At 73.2% G+C, this 16263-nt stretch carries 21 protein-coding genes; 10 read left to right on the forward strand and 11 right to left on the reverse strand.

Features of this window, described 5'->3' with window-relative positions:
* Positions 1 to 2: 2 nt before the first annotated feature.
* The gene (locus OVN18_RS09205) at positions 3 to 1397 is read right to left on the reverse strand and encodes an MFS transporter (protein WP_267780435.1); all 1395 of its coding nucleotides are present in this window, start codon (positions 1395 to 1397) and stop codon (positions 3 to 5) included.
* A gap of 68 nt (positions 1398 to 1465) precedes the next feature.
* On the opposite strand from OVN18_RS09205, the gene OVN18_RS09210 reads away from it, so the two are divergent.
* Together OVN18_RS09210 and OVN18_RS09215 are read left to right on the forward strand one after the other, a co-directional pair.
* Positions 1466 to 1762 (forward strand): DUF1905 domain-containing protein, encoded by a 297-nt coding sequence (locus tag OVN18_RS09210; RefSeq protein WP_267780436.1) that lies wholly within the window; start codon positions 1466 to 1468, stop codon positions 1760 to 1762.
* 38 nt (positions 1763 to 1800) lie between these two features.
* A complete protein-coding gene (locus tag OVN18_RS09215; RefSeq protein WP_267780437.1) occupies positions 1801 to 2409 on the forward strand; it encodes a cysteine hydrolase family protein in 609 nt (202 codons plus the stop codon).
* On the opposite strand, the gene OVN18_RS09220 is transcribed toward OVN18_RS09215, so the two are convergent.
* Positions 2406 to 3059 carry a hypothetical protein gene (locus OVN18_RS09220; RefSeq protein WP_267780438.1) on the reverse strand — a complete coding sequence of 218 codons (654 nt, stop codon included), beginning with the start codon at positions 3057 to 3059 and terminating at the stop codon, positions 2406 to 2408. The two genes, OVN18_RS09215 and OVN18_RS09220, sit on opposite strands and share 4 nt — an antisense overlap.
* Before the next feature lie 266 nt (positions 3060 to 3325).
* Between OVN18_RS09220 and OVN18_RS09225 the strand changes: the two genes are divergently transcribed.
* Positions 3326 to 5023, forward strand: a complete 1698-nt coding sequence (locus tag OVN18_RS09225; protein WP_267780439.1) for a diguanylate cyclase domain-containing protein — start codon at positions 3326 to 3328, stop codon at positions 5021 to 5023.
* 43 nt (positions 5024 to 5066) lie between these two features.
* Here OVN18_RS09225 and OVN18_RS09230 read toward each other — a convergent pair whose 3' ends face one another.
* Positions 5067 to 5993 carry an SDR family oxidoreductase gene (locus OVN18_RS09230; RefSeq protein WP_267780440.1) on the reverse strand — a complete coding sequence of 309 codons (927 nt, stop codon included), beginning with the start codon at positions 5991 to 5993 and terminating at the stop codon, positions 5067 to 5069.
* Between the two features lie 88 nt (positions 5994 to 6081).
* Positions 6082 to 6633 carry a type 1 glutamine amidotransferase domain-containing protein gene (locus OVN18_RS09235; RefSeq protein ID WP_267780442.1) on the reverse strand — a complete coding sequence of 184 codons (552 nt, stop codon included), beginning with the start codon at positions 6631 to 6633 and terminating at the stop codon, positions 6082 to 6084.
* A gap of 136 nt (positions 6634 to 6769) precedes the next feature.
* Here OVN18_RS09235 and OVN18_RS09240 point away from each other — a divergent pair, with 136 nt between their 5' ends.
* Together OVN18_RS09240 and OVN18_RS09245 are read left to right on the forward strand one after the other, a co-directional pair.
* Positions 6770 to 7078 (forward strand): hypothetical protein, encoded by a 309-nt coding sequence (locus tag OVN18_RS09240; protein ID WP_267780443.1) that lies wholly within the window; start codon positions 6770 to 6772, stop codon positions 7076 to 7078.
* A 105-nt stretch (positions 7079 to 7183) separates the two neighbouring features.
* Complete coding sequence (locus tag OVN18_RS09245) at positions 7184 to 7942, forward strand: YidC/Oxa1 family membrane protein insertase (RefSeq protein WP_267780445.1); 759 nt, start codon at positions 7184 to 7186, stop codon at positions 7940 to 7942.
* On the opposite strand, the gene OVN18_RS09250 is transcribed toward OVN18_RS09245, so the two are convergent.
* A complete protein-coding gene (locus OVN18_RS09250) occupies positions 7939 to 8967 on the reverse strand; it encodes an NYN domain-containing protein (RefSeq protein WP_267780446.1) in 1029 nt (342 codons plus the stop codon). The genes OVN18_RS09245 and OVN18_RS09250 overlap by 4 nt on opposite strands.
* 207 nt (positions 8968 to 9174) lie before the next feature.
* Between OVN18_RS09250 and OVN18_RS09255 the strand changes: the two genes are divergently transcribed.
* Together OVN18_RS09255 and OVN18_RS09260 are read left to right on the forward strand one after the other, a co-directional pair.
* A complete protein-coding gene (locus OVN18_RS09255) occupies positions 9175 to 9744 on the forward strand; it encodes a luciferase domain-containing protein (RefSeq protein ID WP_267780447.1) in 570 nt (189 codons plus the stop codon).
* A 129-nt stretch (positions 9745 to 9873) separates the two neighbouring features.
* Positions 9874 to 10305 carry an SRPBCC family protein gene (locus OVN18_RS09260; RefSeq protein ID WP_267736749.1) on the forward strand — a complete coding sequence of 144 codons (432 nt, stop codon included), beginning with the start codon at positions 9874 to 9876 and terminating at the stop codon, positions 10303 to 10305.
* Between the two features lie 67 nt (positions 10306 to 10372).
* Here the strand turns inward: OVN18_RS09260 and OVN18_RS09265 are convergent, their stop codons facing one another.
* Positions 10373 to 11128 carry an alpha/beta hydrolase gene (locus OVN18_RS09265; RefSeq protein WP_267780448.1) on the reverse strand — a complete coding sequence of 252 codons (756 nt, stop codon included), beginning with the start codon at positions 11126 to 11128 and terminating at the stop codon, positions 10373 to 10375.
* Entirely contained in the window at positions 11125 to 11457 is a 333-nt protein-coding gene (locus tag OVN18_RS09270) for a DUF7882 family protein (RefSeq protein ID WP_267736752.1), read from the reverse strand. The genes OVN18_RS09265 and OVN18_RS09270 overlap by 4 nt, the downstream gene beginning before the upstream one ends.
* A 182-nt stretch (positions 11458 to 11639) precedes the next feature.
* On the opposite strand from OVN18_RS09270, the gene OVN18_RS09275 reads away from it, so the two are divergent.
* A complete protein-coding gene (locus OVN18_RS09275; protein WP_168915356.1) occupies positions 11640 to 11813 on the forward strand; it encodes a hypothetical protein in 174 nt (57 codons plus the stop codon).
* A 110-nt stretch (positions 11814 to 11923) separates the two neighbouring features.
* Here the strand turns inward: OVN18_RS09275 and OVN18_RS09280 are convergent, their stop codons facing one another.
* From OVN18_RS09280 to OVN18_RS09295, 4 genes are read right to left on the reverse strand one after another with little or no spacing between them, the layout of a single operon-like run.
* Positions 11924 to 12418: an FBP domain-containing protein gene (locus tag OVN18_RS09280; protein ID WP_267780451.1), complete on the reverse strand. Its 495-nt coding sequence runs from the start codon at positions 12416 to 12418 to the stop codon at positions 11924 to 11926.
* Positions 12415 to 12813, reverse strand: a complete 399-nt coding sequence (locus OVN18_RS09285) for a hypothetical protein (protein WP_267780452.1) — start codon at positions 12811 to 12813, stop codon at positions 12415 to 12417. The genes OVN18_RS09280 and OVN18_RS09285 overlap by 4 nt, the downstream gene beginning before the upstream one ends.
* Positions 12810 to 13472, reverse strand: a complete 663-nt coding sequence (locus tag OVN18_RS09290) for an Asp23/Gls24 family envelope stress response protein (protein WP_267780453.1) — start codon at positions 13470 to 13472, stop codon at positions 12810 to 12812. Before OVN18_RS09290 ends, OVN18_RS09285 begins: the two co-directional genes overlap by 4 nt.
* On the reverse strand, positions 13469 to 14080 hold the full coding sequence (locus tag OVN18_RS09295) for an RNA polymerase sigma factor (protein WP_267780455.1): 612 nt from the start codon (positions 14078 to 14080) through the stop codon (positions 13469 to 13471). Before OVN18_RS09295 ends, OVN18_RS09290 begins: the two co-directional genes overlap by 4 nt.
* Positions 14081 to 14250: 170 nt before the next feature.
* Here OVN18_RS09295 and OVN18_RS09300 point away from each other — a divergent pair, with 170 nt between their 5' ends.
* Together OVN18_RS09300 and OVN18_RS09305 are read left to right on the forward strand one after the other, a co-directional pair.
* Positions 14251 to 14667 carry an Asp23/Gls24 family envelope stress response protein gene (locus OVN18_RS09300; RefSeq protein WP_267736757.1) on the forward strand — a complete coding sequence of 139 codons (417 nt, stop codon included), beginning with the start codon at positions 14251 to 14253 and terminating at the stop codon, positions 14665 to 14667.
* A 137-nt stretch (positions 14668 to 14804) separates the two neighbouring features.
* On the forward strand, positions 14805 to 16208 hold the full coding sequence (locus OVN18_RS09305; protein WP_267736758.1) for an MFS transporter: 1404 nt from the start codon (positions 14805 to 14807) through the stop codon (positions 16206 to 16208).
* Positions 16209 to 16263 lie beyond the last annotated feature (55 nt).

The raw sequence follows: 16263 nt of genomic DNA on the forward strand, positions 1-16263 counted from the left end.
CTCTACGGTCGCGGATCCTCCGCGTCGTACTCGCGGAACCCCCGCTGCACCTTCAGGATCACCGCCGCCGCCACCACGATCACGACCCCGCCGAGCAGCGGCGGGAACCACAGCATCGCCAGCACGCTCAGCGCGCCGACGTACAGGTCGCCGATGCGCGGCCCGCCCGTCACGACGACCGTGAACAGGCCCTGCAGGCGCCCGCGCATCGCGTCGGGAACCGAGGCCTGCAGCATCGTGTTGCGGTAGATCATGCTCACCGAGTCGGCCGCTCCGGAGAGCGCGAGCACGATCGTCGCCGCGACCAGGCCCGGCACGAACACGTCATCGAGCGCGGGGCCGGCATCAGCATCCACCAGCTGCGCCCACAGCAGCACCGCGCCGAACGCGACGATCGTCGCCCCGTACGCGGCCACGCCGATGCCCACACCCAGACCCTGCCGGCGCACGGCGCCCAGCCGACCCGAGAGCAGGCCTAGCAGCAGCGCACCCACCGCCGTCGCCGACGTCAGCACGCCCACCGTCACCGCGCCGCCGCCCAGCAGCACCGCGCCGATCGCCGGCATGAGCACGCGCGGGTTGCCGAACGTCATCGCGAGGATGTCGAGCAGGAACGACGCGCGGATGTTCGGTGCGTCCTTCAGGAACCGCGCTCCGTCGATCACCGAGCGCAGCCCCGGACGCCCCGGAGTTCCCTCCGGGCGCAGCGCTGGCAGCGTGTAGAGCCCGATGAACGCCGCGATGAACAGCACCGCGTCGATCGAGTACGTCCACGCGACGCCGACCGAGGCCACCAGCACGCCCGCGAGCGCCGGGCCGACCGTCGCCATGAGCCCGCCGCTGATGCCGCCCAGCGCGCCCGCCGCCGGCAGCAGCTCGCGCCGCACCAGCCGCGGCACCATCGCCTGCCGCGCGACGCCGACCATCGTCGACGCCACCGTGTTGAGCGTGATGAGCAGGTAGAGCGGCCACAACTCCTGGGCACCCAGACCGAGCGCGCTCACCCAGGCGTAGCCGGCGAGCGCCACCGTCGACACCCACGCGACGATCGCCGACAGCAGCGCCACCTTGCGGCGGTCGAACGAGTCGGCGAGCACGCCGCCGTAGAGGCCGAACACGACCATCGGCACGAGCGCGAACGCCGCCACGAGCGAGACCGCGAGCGTCGAGGAGGTGCGCGCGTAGATGTCGAGCCCCACCGCGATGATCGTCATCTGGCTGCCGATGCCGGTGACCGTCGCGCCGATCCACATGCGCGCGAACGCGGGGCTCTCCGTCAGCGGCCGCAGATCGACGAAGTGCCCGCGACGCGCAGTCGTCTGCAGGTCGGGCGGGGAGTCGGGCGTGCTCGTGCTGATGAGATCCTCCGGGCGTCGGCGCCCGCGCGGAACGGGCACGGCCTTCTATCGAATCACGAAACGCGCGCTCGCCCCTGCGCGTCGGCGGTGCGCGGCATCATGGCAGCGTGACCGAGACGCTCCGATTCAGCGCTCGCCTATTCGAACGGGAAGGGCCGGCGGCCTGGTGGTTCCTGCGCGTGCCGCTCGAGCACAGCGAGCGCATTCTCGCCGAGCAGGAGCCGGGCGCGCGCGGCTTCGGCAGCGTCCGCGTCGAAGTGACGGTGGGGGCGACCCGGTGGCGCACCAGCCTGTTCCCTGACTCGGCGAGCGGCTGCTACCTGCTGCCGGTGAAGAAGGCAGTGCGGGCATCCGAATCGCTGGATGCCGACGCCGAGGTCGACGTCTCCCTCGCCCTGCTCTGACCGCCGCCCATTCACCCGGCCCCGGTAGCGTGTGCCGCATGTGGGCATCCATCCGAGCCGGACGACCGGCGCTCCTCGTCATCGACGCCCAGCGCGGATTCGCCGACCCGTCATGGGGCCCGCGCGACAACCCCGACGCCGAAGCCAACATCCTGCGGCTCGTCGACGCCTGGCGCGCCGCCGGCGACCCCATCGTGCTCGTGCGGCACGACTCGCAGCTGCCCGAGTCGCCGCTGCGCCCCGGTCAGGACGGCAACGACTTCATCGACGGCATCGACGGCCCGCACGACCTGCTGGTCACCAAGACCGTCAACTCCGCCTTCCTCGGCACCCCCGCGCTCGACGACTGGCTGCGCGCCGCCGGCATCGACTCGCTCACCATCTGCGGCATCACCACCAACCACTGCTGCGAGACCACCGCGCGCATGGCCGGCAACCTCGGCTACGACACCGACTTCGTCATCGACGCGACGCACACCTTCGACCGGGCGGCGGCCGACGGCACCGTCGTCACCGCCTCGGAGCTGAGCCGCATCACCGGCGTCAACCTCGACGGGGAGTTCGCCCGCGTGACGACCACCGCCGCGGTGCTGGGGGAGCGGGCGGCCGGCGGCGCCGCGGCGGCCGACGGCGCGCCGCGCGACTAGGCGGCGGTCTCGGACTCGAGGCGGAGCATCCCGCGCACCTCGATGAGCGTCGCCACCAACCCGGCCTCATCGATCGGGTTCAGGGGAGTGCGCAGCACCGCGAGCGGCACCCCCGTCGTCGTGCCGCGACGGGTCACCGCGAGGTTGAGGCTCGGCACCCGGAACACCGAGTCGACGATCGCGCCCGTGCCGGCGTCGCGGATGACCGAGCGGGCGATGACGACGACCGGCTCGTCCTTCGGGCGGCGGAACACGCGCACGCCGTCCTCCGAGACCTCGACGATCGCCCAGCCCGAGAACGTGCTCGCCGGATTGCCGAGGCCGAGCGCTCTGCTCAGCCGCACGGCCGTCGGGCTGAAGCCGTAGGTTGGGAACCGCAGGGCGTCAGGGGCGCGCAGCTCGCGGTCGTCCATGACGGCGCTCAGGCGCTGGGCGGCGCGGGCGACCACGAGCGCGGCGATGACGAGCACCACCATGAGCGTCGCGAGCAGGGCGAGCACGCTGGCGACCGCCGTGTCGGTGGTCGTGAACGTGCCCCCGCTGCGCCACAGGAACGAGGCGACGCCGACGACGAGCGCGGCGAGACTGATGCGCTGCCGCCACGTGCGACGGCCGCGGGTGATCGCGGGGTCGTCGAGGGCGGGATGCACGGCAGAAGAGTAGGCCGGGTGCCTGCGCACCTCATCAGGTTCATCCGACTCTGAAACTCATCCCACTGTGCGATGGCTTCGTCCGGCTCCTTCACCGGTCGCACGGGGCTGAACGTCGTTAAGCGAACACCCCGAATCGAGTCCGGCCCGCACTGATGACATGATCGCGGGATCAGGGGTGGCGGCGGGTGAGCCCACCATGGCGTTGATCGGGGTGACGATCGAGATCGGGGAAGCGTCGGCCGCGCCGACGCCGGGAGTGGGCGATGAGCGCAGTGGATGTTCGAGCGCGATTCTGGGACGCACCCGCCGTATCGGGCCGGGCGATCGACCTGAGCGTCAAGGGAGCGCAGGTCTTCCTGCCGTGGACCCCGGCGTTCTCCGAGAGCGACGCCCTGACCGCCTATGCAGCCCGCAGCTCGCTGCAGATCGGTGCGGAGCTCTCCCTGCCGTGCGTCGTCCGCTGGGTCTCAGGAGGACGGGACGGCCTCGACTTCGGGGTCGAGTTCGACGAGGTGCCGCCGGACGCCCTCGACGCGCTCACGGCGCTGACCGCGGCCGTCTCGACCCACGCCCGCGAGAACTCACGGCAGCGCGCCGGCTCCGCTCGGCGCCTGTACCTGCGGGTGCCGCGCGACGAGCCGGCGCGGCTGCGTCGCCTCGGCAGTCTCGACGCGCCGGCGAGTGCTGCTGCGGAGGAGGTATGGCGGGCCGTCAGGGTCGTCGACCTGAGCGCGAGCGGGTGCCGGCTGCGCGGGCGCCGTCGTCTGCAGCCGGGGGAGCGGGTCGAGATCGAGCTCGCCTCGAACCCGGGCGTGCCCCTGATCGCCACGGTGCGGTGGAGTCGCCGGTCGGTGCTCCGCGCCCTCACGGGCCTCGAATTCGCGGATGCGGACTCGCACGAGGTGCTCGATCCGCTCGAGGATGCCGATGAGGGGCGCGCTTCGGCACGCCTCGACGAGGCGCGCACGACGTCGCCCTCGGATGCGACGAGGCTCCCGGAGCGACCGCCGGTGTCGACCGAGCTGCTGGCTCGGGCCCTGGAGTCCGTCTCGGAGGGCTCGCTCATCACCGATCGCGATGGCACGACGATCTACGCCAACGCCGCCTTCACCGCCATCACGGGATACGGCGCCGACGACATCGTCGGCTCGGACTGCCGACTCCTCCAGGGGCCGGACTCGTCGCCGGAGACCGTGCGGCGCATCGGTGCCGCACTCCGCGCGAAAGAGGTGTTCCAGGGCGAGATCCTCAACTACCGCCAGGACGGGACTCCGTTCTGGAACCTCCTCACCATCACCCCGATCATCGATGACGCCGGCGAGGTCACGCACTTCGTCAGCGTTCAGCGCGATGTCACCGAGCTGGTCGAGCAGCGCCGCCGACTCTCCTTCGAAGCGAGCCACGATGCGCTCACCGGGCTCCTCAACCGCGCCGGCCTGCGACGCCGGCTGACGGAGACGCTGCTGGTCGCGCACGAGCGGGAGACCGCGACGGCCGTGGTCCTCCTCGACCTCGACCAGTTCAAGCCCGTGAACGATCGGCACGGTCACGTGATCGGTGACGGGGTGCTGATCGAGGTCGCCGCGCGGATGACGGGCGTGCTGCGCCGCGACGACATGGTCGCCCGGCTGGGCGGGGACGAGTTCGTGCTCGTGCTCGACGACCTCGACCCGAGCGATGCTCTCGCCCGGGTCGCCGGGGTGCTCGAGCGGTTGCACGCCGAGATCGCCCGCCCCATCGCGGTGTCGGGCGGCGAGGTCCGCATCGACGCGAGCGCGGGCATCGCCGTCTACCCCGCGGACGGTCGCGATGCTCGCGCCCTGCTCCACGCGAGCGATCAGGCGCTGTACCGGGCGAAGGCTCGGCAGACGGAGGGTTCCTGGTGGGTCGCGGCGGACCACGACGCGGTGCCCCCGGAGGTCGCAAGCGTCGCGACGACCCCCGCGGCGGTCGGCCTCTGAGTCGATCCGATCGGTCGGCGGCTCAGGCCGGCCGGCTCAGCAATCAGCCGAACTGCACCCCGGTCAGCAGCTCGCTCTGCTCCCACAGCCGCACCGCGGTCGCGCGGCGCTTCGCCTGCGGGGGGACCCGGGCGATCGAGGGCTCGCCCTTGATCTCGAGAGGGCCGTTCGGGCCGTAGTAGGCGCCCGGCTGCGCGTGAGCATCCACCGCCGCGTACAGCGAGGGCAGGATGCCCATCTCGACGGGCTGCATGATGCGGTGCATCCGCTCGGAGGCCTTGGCGTCGAACGGCTCGCCGTTGCGCGGCCCCGACACCTGCAGGTTCGTCGCGGTGCCGCCGGGGTGCGCGGCGATGCTGCGCAGGTTCCAGCGCTGGGCGTCGCTGCGGCGCTGCAGCTCGCGCGCGAACAGCAGGTTCGCGAGCTTGGACTGCGAGTAGGCGCCCCACGCCGAGTACGAGCGCTGCCACTGCAGGTCGTCGAAGCGGATGCGGCCGGGCCACGCGGCGAGGCTCGCGGTCGAGACGACGCGCGGGGCCTCCGCGGCTCTCAGCAGCGGCAGCAGCAGGCCGGTGAGGGCGAAGGGGCCGAGGTGGTTCGAGCCGAACTGCAGCTCGAAGCCGTCGTCGGTGCTCTTGCGCTCCGGCGGGGCCATGACGCCGGCGTTGTTGATGAGCACGTCGAGCGGGGCTCCGTGCGCGAGCTGCGCCTCGGCGAAGGCGCGCACGCTGCCGAGGTTCGCGAGGTCGAGGTGCTGCAGCTCGAGCCTCGCATCGGGGTCGTCGGCGAGCAGGCGCTCGCGAGCATCCCGCCCCTTCTGCTCGTTGCGCACCGCCATGATGACGTGCGCCCCGTCGGCGGCGAGGCGACCGGCCAGGCCGAAGCCGAGGCCGCTGTTGGCGCCGGTGACGATGATGCGGCGGCCGGTGAGGTCGGGAACGGTCAGGGGGAGTGCGGAGCGAGAGAGCATGGCGCCAGTGCACCATGACCCGCTCGGGTGCCGCCTGAGAGCGCCGTGAGCGCGCGCTGTACGATGCGCGCGCTCACGGCGAGGCGGATCAGGCGTGCTGCCCGGCGTGCTCGCCCTCGAAGATCTCCTCGACGAGCTTCGCGCAGAAGGCGGGCAGATCGTCGGGCGTACGGCTCGAGACCAGGCCCTGGTCGGTGACGACCTCCTCGTCAACCCAGTCGGCGCCGGCGTTGATGAGGTCGGTCTTGAGGCTCGGGTAGCTGGTGAGCTCGCGCCCGCGCACGACCTCGGCCTCGATGAGCGTCCACGCCGCGTGGCAGATCACGCCGACGGGCTTTCCGGCGGCGAAGAAGGCCTTCGTGAAGGCGACCGCGTCGGAATCCATGCGCAGGTGGTCGGCGTTGACGACGCCGCCGGGCAGCATGAGCGCATCGAAGTCCGCGGCGTCCGCCGTCGAGACCCGCTGGTCGACCGCCTGCGTGTGACCCTTCTTGCCCTCGACGGCGGCCTCGGCGGGCGAGACGAGCACGGCGGTGCCGCCCGCCTCGGTGACGGCGGCCCAGGGCGCGGTGAGCTCGCTGTCCTCGTAGCCGTCGGTCAGCAGGAAGGCGACGGTCTTGCCGGTGATGTCGTACGTCATGGGGGAGTCCTCTCCTCGTGGGGTGTCCTTCCACGGTAGGAGCGCCGGTCGGGCGCGTCGAGCGCGCGCCCAGCCCGCATCCAGAGACGGGATGCCCGCCCGCCCGATCCTCGTGCCCGTGCGGTACCGTGCTCGCGTGACCCATCCCCTGCACCGTGCGATGGCGGCCCTCGGGCTCGCGCTCGTCGCCGTGGTCGCGGGGCAGCTCATGGCGTCCTCGCTCGGAGCCCCCGTCGCGGCGACCGCCGCGATCGGCGCCGCGATGCTGCTCGGTGCCCTCCTAGCCCGCACCCTCGCGCGCGCGGCCACGAGTCGGCAGCTCACCGTCGGGCACCGGGCCCGGGCGCACCGCGAGCCGGTGTCGCGCATCGTCGAGCCGGCGCATCCCCTCACGGCGGGGCGCCCCCTCTGCCGTGCGCCGGCGGCGGCCCTCCCGGCCGCCTGACGCACCCCCTCGTCCGTCCTCCGTCTCGACGGAGCCCTCGCGGCACGGGACGCGCACGGCGGCCCTCCGGCCCCCGCCCGCTCCCGACCCCTGCGAGGTCTTCTCTTGGACGTCTTCTCCTTCCCCCCGATCGCCTTCCTGCTCACCCTGCTCGCCGGCGCGCTCGATGCGCTCTCCGGTCCGCTCGATCCTCTTCTCGGCGCCGCGTCGGCCGCCGGCGGGGTCGTGCTGCTCACGCTCATCGTGCGCGTCCTCCTCCTGCCCGTCGCCGTCGCCCAGGTGCGCGCCGAGGGCGCCCGACGCCGTCTCGCGCCCGCTCTCGCCGAGATCCGCCGTCGCTGGAAGGGCGATCCGCAGCGGCTGCAGCAGAAGACGATGGAGCTGTACCGCGAGGCGGGCGTCTCGCCCGTCGCGGGCATCGGCTCGGCACTGCTGCAGGCCCCGATCGTCTCGCTCGTCTACGCGCTCTTCATCGCGCAGCGCATCGGCGGCGAGCCGAACGCGCTGCTCGCCGAGGCCCTGCTGGGCGTTCCGCTCGGCCGACCGCTCGGGGCCGCGGCGCTCGCCGGCGACGGGGGAGGGCTGCTGCTCGCGGGCGCGGTCATCGTGCTTCTCGTCGTCGCCGGCCTCGCGACGCGCGCGATGATGCTCCGGATGCAGCTGCCGGCCGCCCCGGATCAGCCGGGCATGCCGCCCGGCGTCCTCCGAGCGCTTGGCTGGCTGCCCCTCATCACGGCGCCGATCGCGCTCATCGTGCCGCTCGCGGCGGCCCTGTACCTCGTGACGACGACGCTCTGGACCCTCGCCGAACGACCCCTGCTGCGGCGGCTGCTGTGGGGCGAGGCGGAGAGGAACCCGAGCTAGATCGCGAGCCGCATCCGCCTGCTCTGCGAATCCTCGTCGAGCTCGGCGATCGCCCCGCGCGACTTCACGAAGTCGCTGAACGAGCGGAACCCGAGCACCTTCTCGTTGAAGGCGGGGTCGAGGCGCACCATCTGCTTCTTGACCTCCGAGTTGTGCAGCCAGTCGGCGTCGTCGTCCTTCTCGTGGCTGAGACGCAGCGCCCGCAGCAGCAGGGCGGTCGCCGCATCCTGCACGGGGTCGCCGATCGCGCCCGGGATGGCGGGGCCGCCCTTCGAGGAGGCGCGGCGCTTGACGGTCGGCGGGGCGACGAAGGCGACCTCGATGGAGCGCGACGCGGGCGCGGTCTCGGGCGCGTCGTCGGCGGGCGCGTCGGGCTCGGCGGTCGTGCGCGCGGCCGCGGCCGGGGCATCCCGCTTCGGCGAGATGGCCGACGCGGGTCGGATGCCCGGCATCGAGTCGTAGTCGGCGAACTCGTTGCACGCCGCGGCGAGCGACTTGCTCGTGCCGCCGGCCACGCCGACGCCGACGACGTACCGTCCGAGCCGCTTGCTGCGCTGCGCGAGCGGGATGTAGTCGCTGTCGCCGGCCGCGATGAGCACGTGCGTGAGGTCGGTGAGGCGGAACAGGTCCTCCATGACGTCGACCGCGAGGCGGATGTCGGCGCCGTTCTTCATCTGCTTGGTCGAGGGGAACAGCTGCGTGAGGTCGACCGCGCGCTCGGTGAGCTGGCCCTGGTAGCTGGCGTTGACGCCCACCGACCAGTCCGCGTAGGCGCGGCTGACCACGATCGTGCCGAACGAGCTCGCGTAGTCGAGGATCGCCGAGATGTCGACGGTCGCCGCGCGGATCTTCTCGCGCTGCTCGTCGGTCGCGCCCGTGAGCCCGGGGCCGAGGCGGTACACGTTGTCGCGGCGCCAGGCGCCGCGGCCGTGCACCTGGTCGTACCGCGAGATGACGATGTTGTCGAAGTCGATGTAGACGGCGACGCGGTTCTCGTAGCTGCGGCTCTCGCTGCTGTCGGCCATGGGCCACCCCTCTCGGTGCCGGGCGGCGAGCGCCCGTCCCGCTCAGTCTTCCAGCCATCGGGGCTCCGTGGCACCGCCCCCCGCGGGGCGCATCACGAACGCGAGCGAAAAGCAAGCCCCTGCCGGGCCGCTCCGCCGCTCCGTACCGTGGGGAACGCCGCCGAGGGATCAACCGATCCCGAGCGCCGGCACGGAGGGGCAGAGGCGATGATGCAGACGAGCGCAGCACGATCGACGCACGCGAGCCCGACGACCACCACGATGCTCGCGCGGCAGCTGCCGCCGCGGCCGGGCCCCGTGCCGAGCCTCGACGAGCAGGGCCCGCTGTGGCAGCGCGACCAGCGCGCGGCTCCCGCGCTCTGGGTGGCGGTGTGGGATGCCCTCCGCGGCATCCCCGGCGTCATCATCGGCCCGAGCGCCATGGCCGAGCCCGATGCCCGCGCCGTGCTCGTGCCGCCCGTGACCAACCCCGTCGACGGAACGTCCTTCGCCCCGCGCGGAACCCCCCTCGAGCCCGCCCACCTGCACGGGCCGCGCGACACGAGCCTGCACCTCGTGCTGCCCCGCGACCGCGGGGCCGAGGTGATCGACCGCGGGTGGGGCGTGCCCTGCCCCTACGCCCGCTTCGGGACCGAGCTCATCCTGTTCGCCGCGCGCGACGACGAGGAGCTCGCCGTCGTGGCGTCCCTCGCGCGCGAGGGCGTGCTGTGGGCCCTGCGCGAGAACGCGGTGACGACGTTCCGCCCGAGCGTCCTCGCGACGCGGTTCGCGATCTGAGACCGGTCGCGGTCGTGCGGGCGTCAGTCCGTCGGCCGTGATCATGCTCCGCGCTGCGCGCGGGGCACCCGCCCCGGCCCGGCCGGCGGCGGACACGGTGCGACCGTCGCGCCGTGCGAGAGGAGCAGCATGACCAGCACCGTCAACTCCACCATCGACGTCGAGGTTCCCGTCGCCGTGGCCTACGCGCGATGGACGGACTTCGAGCGCTTCCCCGACTTCCTCAGCGGCATCGACAGCGTCACGCGCACCGGCGAGGGGATGCTCCACTGGAAGGTCTCCATCGGAGGGGTCGAGCGCGAGTTCGACGCGGCCGTCATCGACGAGCAGCCGAACCGCGTCATCTCGTGGAAGAGCGTCGCGGGCCCCGAGCACTCGGGCGCCGTCGTCTTCGAGGAGCTCGCCGCCGATCGCACCCGCATCGACGTCACCATGGGCTGGGAGCCCGAGGGATTCGTCGAGAAGGTCGGCGCCGCGATCAACGTCGACCAGCGCCAGGTCGACAAGGATCTCACCGAGTTCAAGCGCCTCGTCGAGCACGAGCAGCGCCCGAGCGTCTGATCGGCGTCCGGCCGGGGCGCATCCGCGCCCGGCCGGACCCGTCGTCCGCACGGGTGCGTCGGGCGGCTCAGGCCCCGCGCAGCAGCCGGGTGATTTCCATCGTGAGCACGGTGCGCACCTCGTCGTCGGAGGCCGTGACGGGCCCGTCGCCCGCCTGCACCCCGTAGTCGCCGAAGCTCGCGTGGTTGGCGCCGGGGATCTCGACGAGCCGCGCGCCCGCGGGCAGGGCATCCGCCCGCGTCGCGATGTCCTCGCGCGTGCTCAGGCCGTCGTTCTCGGCGCTGATGCTCAGCGTGGGCAGCGCGGTGGAGGAGAGGTCGTTGGCGCAGTACGAGCCCAGCAGCAGCAGCCCGGCGAGTCGGTCGTCGCCGTCCCGCTCCGCGCCCGCCGCCACGAGGCAGGCGCGGGTGCCGCCCAGCGAGTGCCCGGCCACGACCCACCGCTCGGCGGCGTCGACCCCGTCGATGAGGGCGTCGAGGCCGCGCTGGTCGGCGATCGCGAGGTTGATCGCGGGGCGGACGATGAGCACGGGAGCGCCGCCGGCGACCACGTCGCGCAGCTTGTCCATGTAGGCGTAGGGGTCGACGCGGGCGCCGGGGATCATGATGACGCCGACCTCGGCCGCCGCGGTCGCAGGCGTCATGAGGATGCCCTCCGCGACGGTCTCGATACGGATGCGCTCATCGTCGAAGGCCGCGATCGCCGCGGGCCGCTCGCCCTGCGCCACGGCGTGCGCCCAGGCGAGGAAGACCAGCAGGACGGCGGCGAGAGCGGTGAGCGCGAGGAATCCTGCGGCACGGATGCGCCGCAGCGCCGCCCTCATCGCGGGATGGAGGCGGTGGCCGGCGGCGCCGAGCCCAATCGGGTCTCGTCGGTGAGGTCGAGGCCCTGCGAGCTCGAGGCGAGCACGGCCAGCTGCTCGAGCCAGTCGCGGTCGATCTCGGGGTGGCGGCTGCCGCTGTACCGGAAGTACAGGGGGATCGAGGAGTCGATCCAGATCGCGTTGCGCCCGACGCCGCCGCTCTCGCGCCAGCTGAAGAAGAAGTTCTCACCACGGCGGAGCTTGGTCGCCATGACGATCTGCACGTGAGCGAGCACGCGGTCGTCGAAGGCGATCTCGAGCGAGGGCGAGCCGTAGATGAGCGATCCCATCGGACGCCTCCCTGACGCTCCGGGGACGGCCCCGCCCCGCCTGACGGGCGGGTCGTGAGCGCAGTGCGTCGCGCTCAATATAACGGCAACTCACGACCCGGGTACGGGCGGTTCTCGGCGAGGCCGCTCCCGCCTCGGCGGGTGCGCGATTCCCGGCGAGAACCTGGCACAATGGAGCCACCATGAAGATCCTCGCCGCCGTCGTGTCGCTCGCACTCTTCTTCGCGTCGTTCCCGCTCTTCGCGTACGCCTTCTGGGTGCCCGAGCAGTGGGCGGCCCTGGTCTTCTTCACCGGCATCATGTCGGTCACGCTGTCGCTGGCGATCCCGTTCAATCTGCTCGGCCGGCGCGACTAGCGGCCCAGCCCGGTCCCGCGCCGCCGTAGCCCCTCGCCGCTGCAGCACCTCGCCGGCGCAACGGCGTGCTCCGCGGCTGCGCGCGTGCGGCCCGTCCGCACGGCTCCGCTCTAGGCGGTCTCGAGGATCCGCTCGGTGAAGCGGCCCACGCGTATCTGCAGCCCATCGCTGCGGCGCGCGATCAGCTCGTCGCGCATGAGCAGCATCTCGCTCTGGCCAGGGAAGATCCGGATCATGATCGGGCACGCCAGATCGGCGCAGATGTAGGTACCGATCGAGTTGCCCTCCCGGCCCGACTCGCCCCCGCGGGCCGCCGAGAACATCAGCACCTGCGTCGCCGGCTGCGGCGTGTGGCACAGGGAGCAGATCGCTCCGATGCCGGGCCGCAGGCTGTTCGACGCCGCTCGCACCACGATACCGACGGGGCGGTCGTCCACCCACGCGACGATGTAGCCGCGCTGCGAGCCCTGCGGGTCGCGCCACCCGAGGAACTCGCGCTCCTCCCACACCACCTCGTGCAGGCCGGGCAGCTGCATGCGCTCGATCTCGGCGGCGGAGGCGTTGACGATGGAGGAGCGGATCTGCTCGGCGGTCAGCGGTTTCATCCCGAGAAGGGTACGTCACGCTCCGCGGACTCGACCTGAGTGAGCGCGGGCGCGGCGCTCAGCGCGGCATCGGCGGGCGGCGTGACGCGGCGGATGCGCACGGTGATCGAGGCGCTCTCGCCGAGCATCCGGCGAAGGGATGCGGCGACCGCGCGTGCGGTCGCCGGCGCCTGCGCGCTGCTCTCGACGGCGATGGCGACGAGCACGGCGAGCGTGCCGTCCGCGCCCGCCTGCACGATGCTGCGCGCGGGCCGCTCCCGCCCGGCCGCGAGCTCGCGGGCCGCGTGGCTCAGGGCCGCCCGGGCGGGGAACAGGGCGCGCACGCCCTCCACCGCCAGCACCGCCTCGTCGACGAGTCGGGCCCGGTCGACCGGCGCCGGTTCGATGACGCTCATGATTCCTCCTCGATGCCGTCGCCCGTGCCGCTCTCGATGCCGGTGACGATGGGGTGCACGTCGTCGACGATGACGTCGATGCCGGTCACCGCGAGCTCGGTGTGCGTGAGGAGCGCCGTGTTCACGGCGTCGCGCACGCTGTCGGCCAGCTCGGCGAGCGGGCGCACGAGCGCGGCGCTGATGCGCACGGTGACGCCCACCGGCTCGCCCGCGGTCGCATCGCCGTCGAGCTGCACCCGACCCACGATGACGCCGGGCACGCCGTCGCCGGCCGCGCGCACGAGCTCGCGCACGGCGCCCTCCGAGATCGTGATCTCGACGGCAGGATCGCTCGCGCTGAGGGGCAGGTCGCGGCCCGCGCGCAGGTCGGTCTCGAGGCCGTCGAGCACGCGCGCGATCCAGTCGGCGGGCATCGCGAGGCGGCTCGCCTCGTCGTCGACGAGGTCGAGGCTCAGCGCGCGCATGCGGCGCAGGCCGTCGAGAGCGGCCTGGCACTCGGGGCTCTCATCGATGATCGGGTTCGGGGGCAGGCAGTCGGCGTCGAGGTACTCGCCGAGCTCGGCCATGCCGAGCCCCGTGCCGCCGATGCCGCCCGGGCCCTGATCGTTTGGCGCGTCGGGCGGCGGTGCCGCCGGAGCCCCGGGTTCGAGGTCGCTCATCGCCACTCCTCCATCTTCGCCATGACCGCCGTGCGGGCCCGGGCGAGCGCGCCTCGAACCGTCGAGGAGCTCACCCCCAGCTGCTCCGCGATCTCGTCGTACGAGTGCCCGCTGATCTCGCGCAGCACCCAGCACTGGCGCTCCGTCGCGGGCAGGGAATCGAGGGCCCGGCCGAGGGCCGCGAGGCGGGCATCCCGCACCGCGCGCTCGTCGGGGCCGGCCTCGGGGGCCACCGGCTCGACCTCGGTCGGCTCGGTGCCGATCACGCCGTCCGTCGGGCGGCGCTTGCGCAGCCGGTCGGTGGCCTTGCGGCTCAGGATGCTCGTGAGCCAGCCGCGCACGGCAGCCGGGTCGCTCAGGGTGTCCAGTCGCTCCCACGCCGCGATGAGGGTCTCCTGCACCGCGTCGTCGGCGTCCGCCGCCGAGCCGGTGAGCCGGATCGCGAACGCGCGCAGGTACCCGCCGTGCCGTCGCACGAGCTCGCCGAACGCGACGGTGTCGCCGTCGGCGGCGCGTTGCGCGAGGGTCGCGTCGGGGGCGTCGGAGAGCCCGTTCCGGGGGACGGCTGCGCGCTCCGAACGCGGGGTCTCGGGTGATCGGGGTACCACGTGGCTCACCGTGTCGGCGGTTCCTGTGAGGGAGGTGTGCGCCGGGGCATCCTGCCGCGGATCCTGGCAATGGCCTGAGCGTGCGTGACGATCGCGGGGGTCGCCGCGTCTTCCTCTCGACCACCTCAGCGCGGGGAGACGCCCCGCCTCACCACATGAAGGAGCACCCCATGGCCCAGACCACCACGACCCCCGCCGTCAGCCAGGGCGGCCTGCAGGGCACGACCACGATCGTCGACCCGGTCGTCGCGAAGATCGCCGGCATCGCCGCGCGCGAGGTGCCCGGCGTGCACGCCCTCGGCGGCGGCGCGGCCCGGGCGCTCGGCGCCATCCGCGACGCCATCGGCTCGACCGACCTCGGTCAGGGCGTCAAGGTCGAGGTCGGCGAGAAGCAGGTCGCCGCCGACATCACGATCGTCGTCGAGTACCCGCAGCAGCTGCAGACCGTGGCCGGCCAGGTGCGCGCCGCGGTCGCCGAGGCCATCACGACGCTCGTCGGCATGGAGGTCGCCGAGATCAACGTGACCGTGAGCGACGTCTACATCGCCGGCGAGGAGCAGGCGCCCGAGGCGCCGCGCGTCGCGTAAGCCCCTCCGCGCGAACGATCCCGGCCCTGCCGGAGGCTCACCGGCCTCCCGCAGGGCCATCGTCGTGCCGGGGGTCACCGCTACAGTTCGAGGGCGGTGCGGCCGAGCGCGCCGCCCGCCCAGGAACGGTGCACGACATGCCCCTCACGACGCCGCGCGCGCTGCGGCCCCTCGTCTCGCCGCAGTACCGGCGGCTGGCAGCCGGCCTCGCCCTGTCGCTCTTCGGCACCGGCGTGTGGCTGGTGGCCGTCGTCTTCCAGCTGCTCGCGCTCGGGGGCGGACCGAGCGACCTCTCGTTCGTGGCGACGGGCGGCAGCATCGGTCTCATCGCCGCGGTGCTCGTGGGCGGGGTCGTGGCCGACCGCGTCCCTCAGAAGCGCATCCTCGTCGCGCTCGAGATCATCAAATCGCTCGGCGTCGCGGCCGTCGCCGCCCTCGCGCTCACCGGCCTCGTCGAGATCTGGCACCTCGCGCTGCTCTCCCTGCTGCTGGGCGCCGCCGACGGCTTCTTCTACCCGGCGTACTCGGCCTGGCTGCCCGCGCTGCTGCCGGCGGAGGAGCTGCTCGCCGCCAACGGGATCGAGGGCGTGCTCCGGCCCGCGGTCATGCAGGCGGCGGGGCCCGCCGCCGCGGCGGCGGCGATCGGTGCGGCATCGCCGGGGGTCGCGCTCGTGGTGGTGGCCGTGTCGCAGGCGATCGCCGCGGTCATCCTGCTCTCCATGCGCACCACCCCCGTGCGGCGCGACGCCGACGCGGAGCCCGTGCACCCGCTGCGCGCGCTCTGGAGGGACCTCGCCGCGGGCGTGCGCTACATGCTGCTCACCCGCTGGCTGCTCGTGACGCTCGTCTACGCCTGCGCGCTCATCCTCGTCATCATGGGCCCGATCGAGGTGCTGCTGCCCTTCGCCGTGCGCGACCAGACCGGGGGAGGGGAGGGAGCGTTCGCCCTCGCGATCGCGGCCTTCGGCGTCGGCGGGGCGGCGGGCTCTCTCGCGGTCTCATCGATGCGCCTGCCCCGGCGGTACCTCACTCTCATGATCCTCGCGTGGGGCGTCGGCTGCGCGCCGCTCGCGGTCATCGGGCTCACCGAGCAGCTCTGGGTCATGGTGATCGCGCTCCTCGTCTGCGGCGCGCTGTTCTCGGGCGCCGGCGTGCTGTGGGGAACCCTGCTGCAGCGACGCGTGCCTCCGGCGATGCTCGGGCGGGTGTCGAGTCTCGACTTCTTCGTGTCGCTCGCCCTCATGCCCGTCTCGATGGCGGTCGCCGGCCCGATCGGCGAGGCCATCGGGCTCACCGCGGCCTTCCTCATCGCCGGTCTCGTGCCGCCGGCGCTCGCGGCTCTCGCCCTGCTCATCGGGCGGCTCGGCGCCGATGAGCTCGCGAACCCGCTCACCGCCCTCGGGCCGGACGGCGGCGACGCCGAGGCGTCGGGCACCGAGGCGCAGACTCCCAGCGCCCCGCCCGGCATCCCGGTCACCGGCCCGGCCGTCAGCGCGCGCCTGCAGCCTCCCGTCGACGAGCCGAACCCGCCGAGCCCCTAGCGCACCCGGGTGTCCACTCGGGGGTCGATCGGCCTCCGCGCGCTGTGAATGCGTC

Origin of the sequence: Microcella daejeonensis (genome assembly GCF_026625045.1) — a bacterium.
In the GTDB taxonomy this organism is placed as follows: Bacteria; Actinomycetota; Actinomycetes; order Actinomycetales; family Microbacteriaceae; genus Microcella; species Microcella daejeonensis.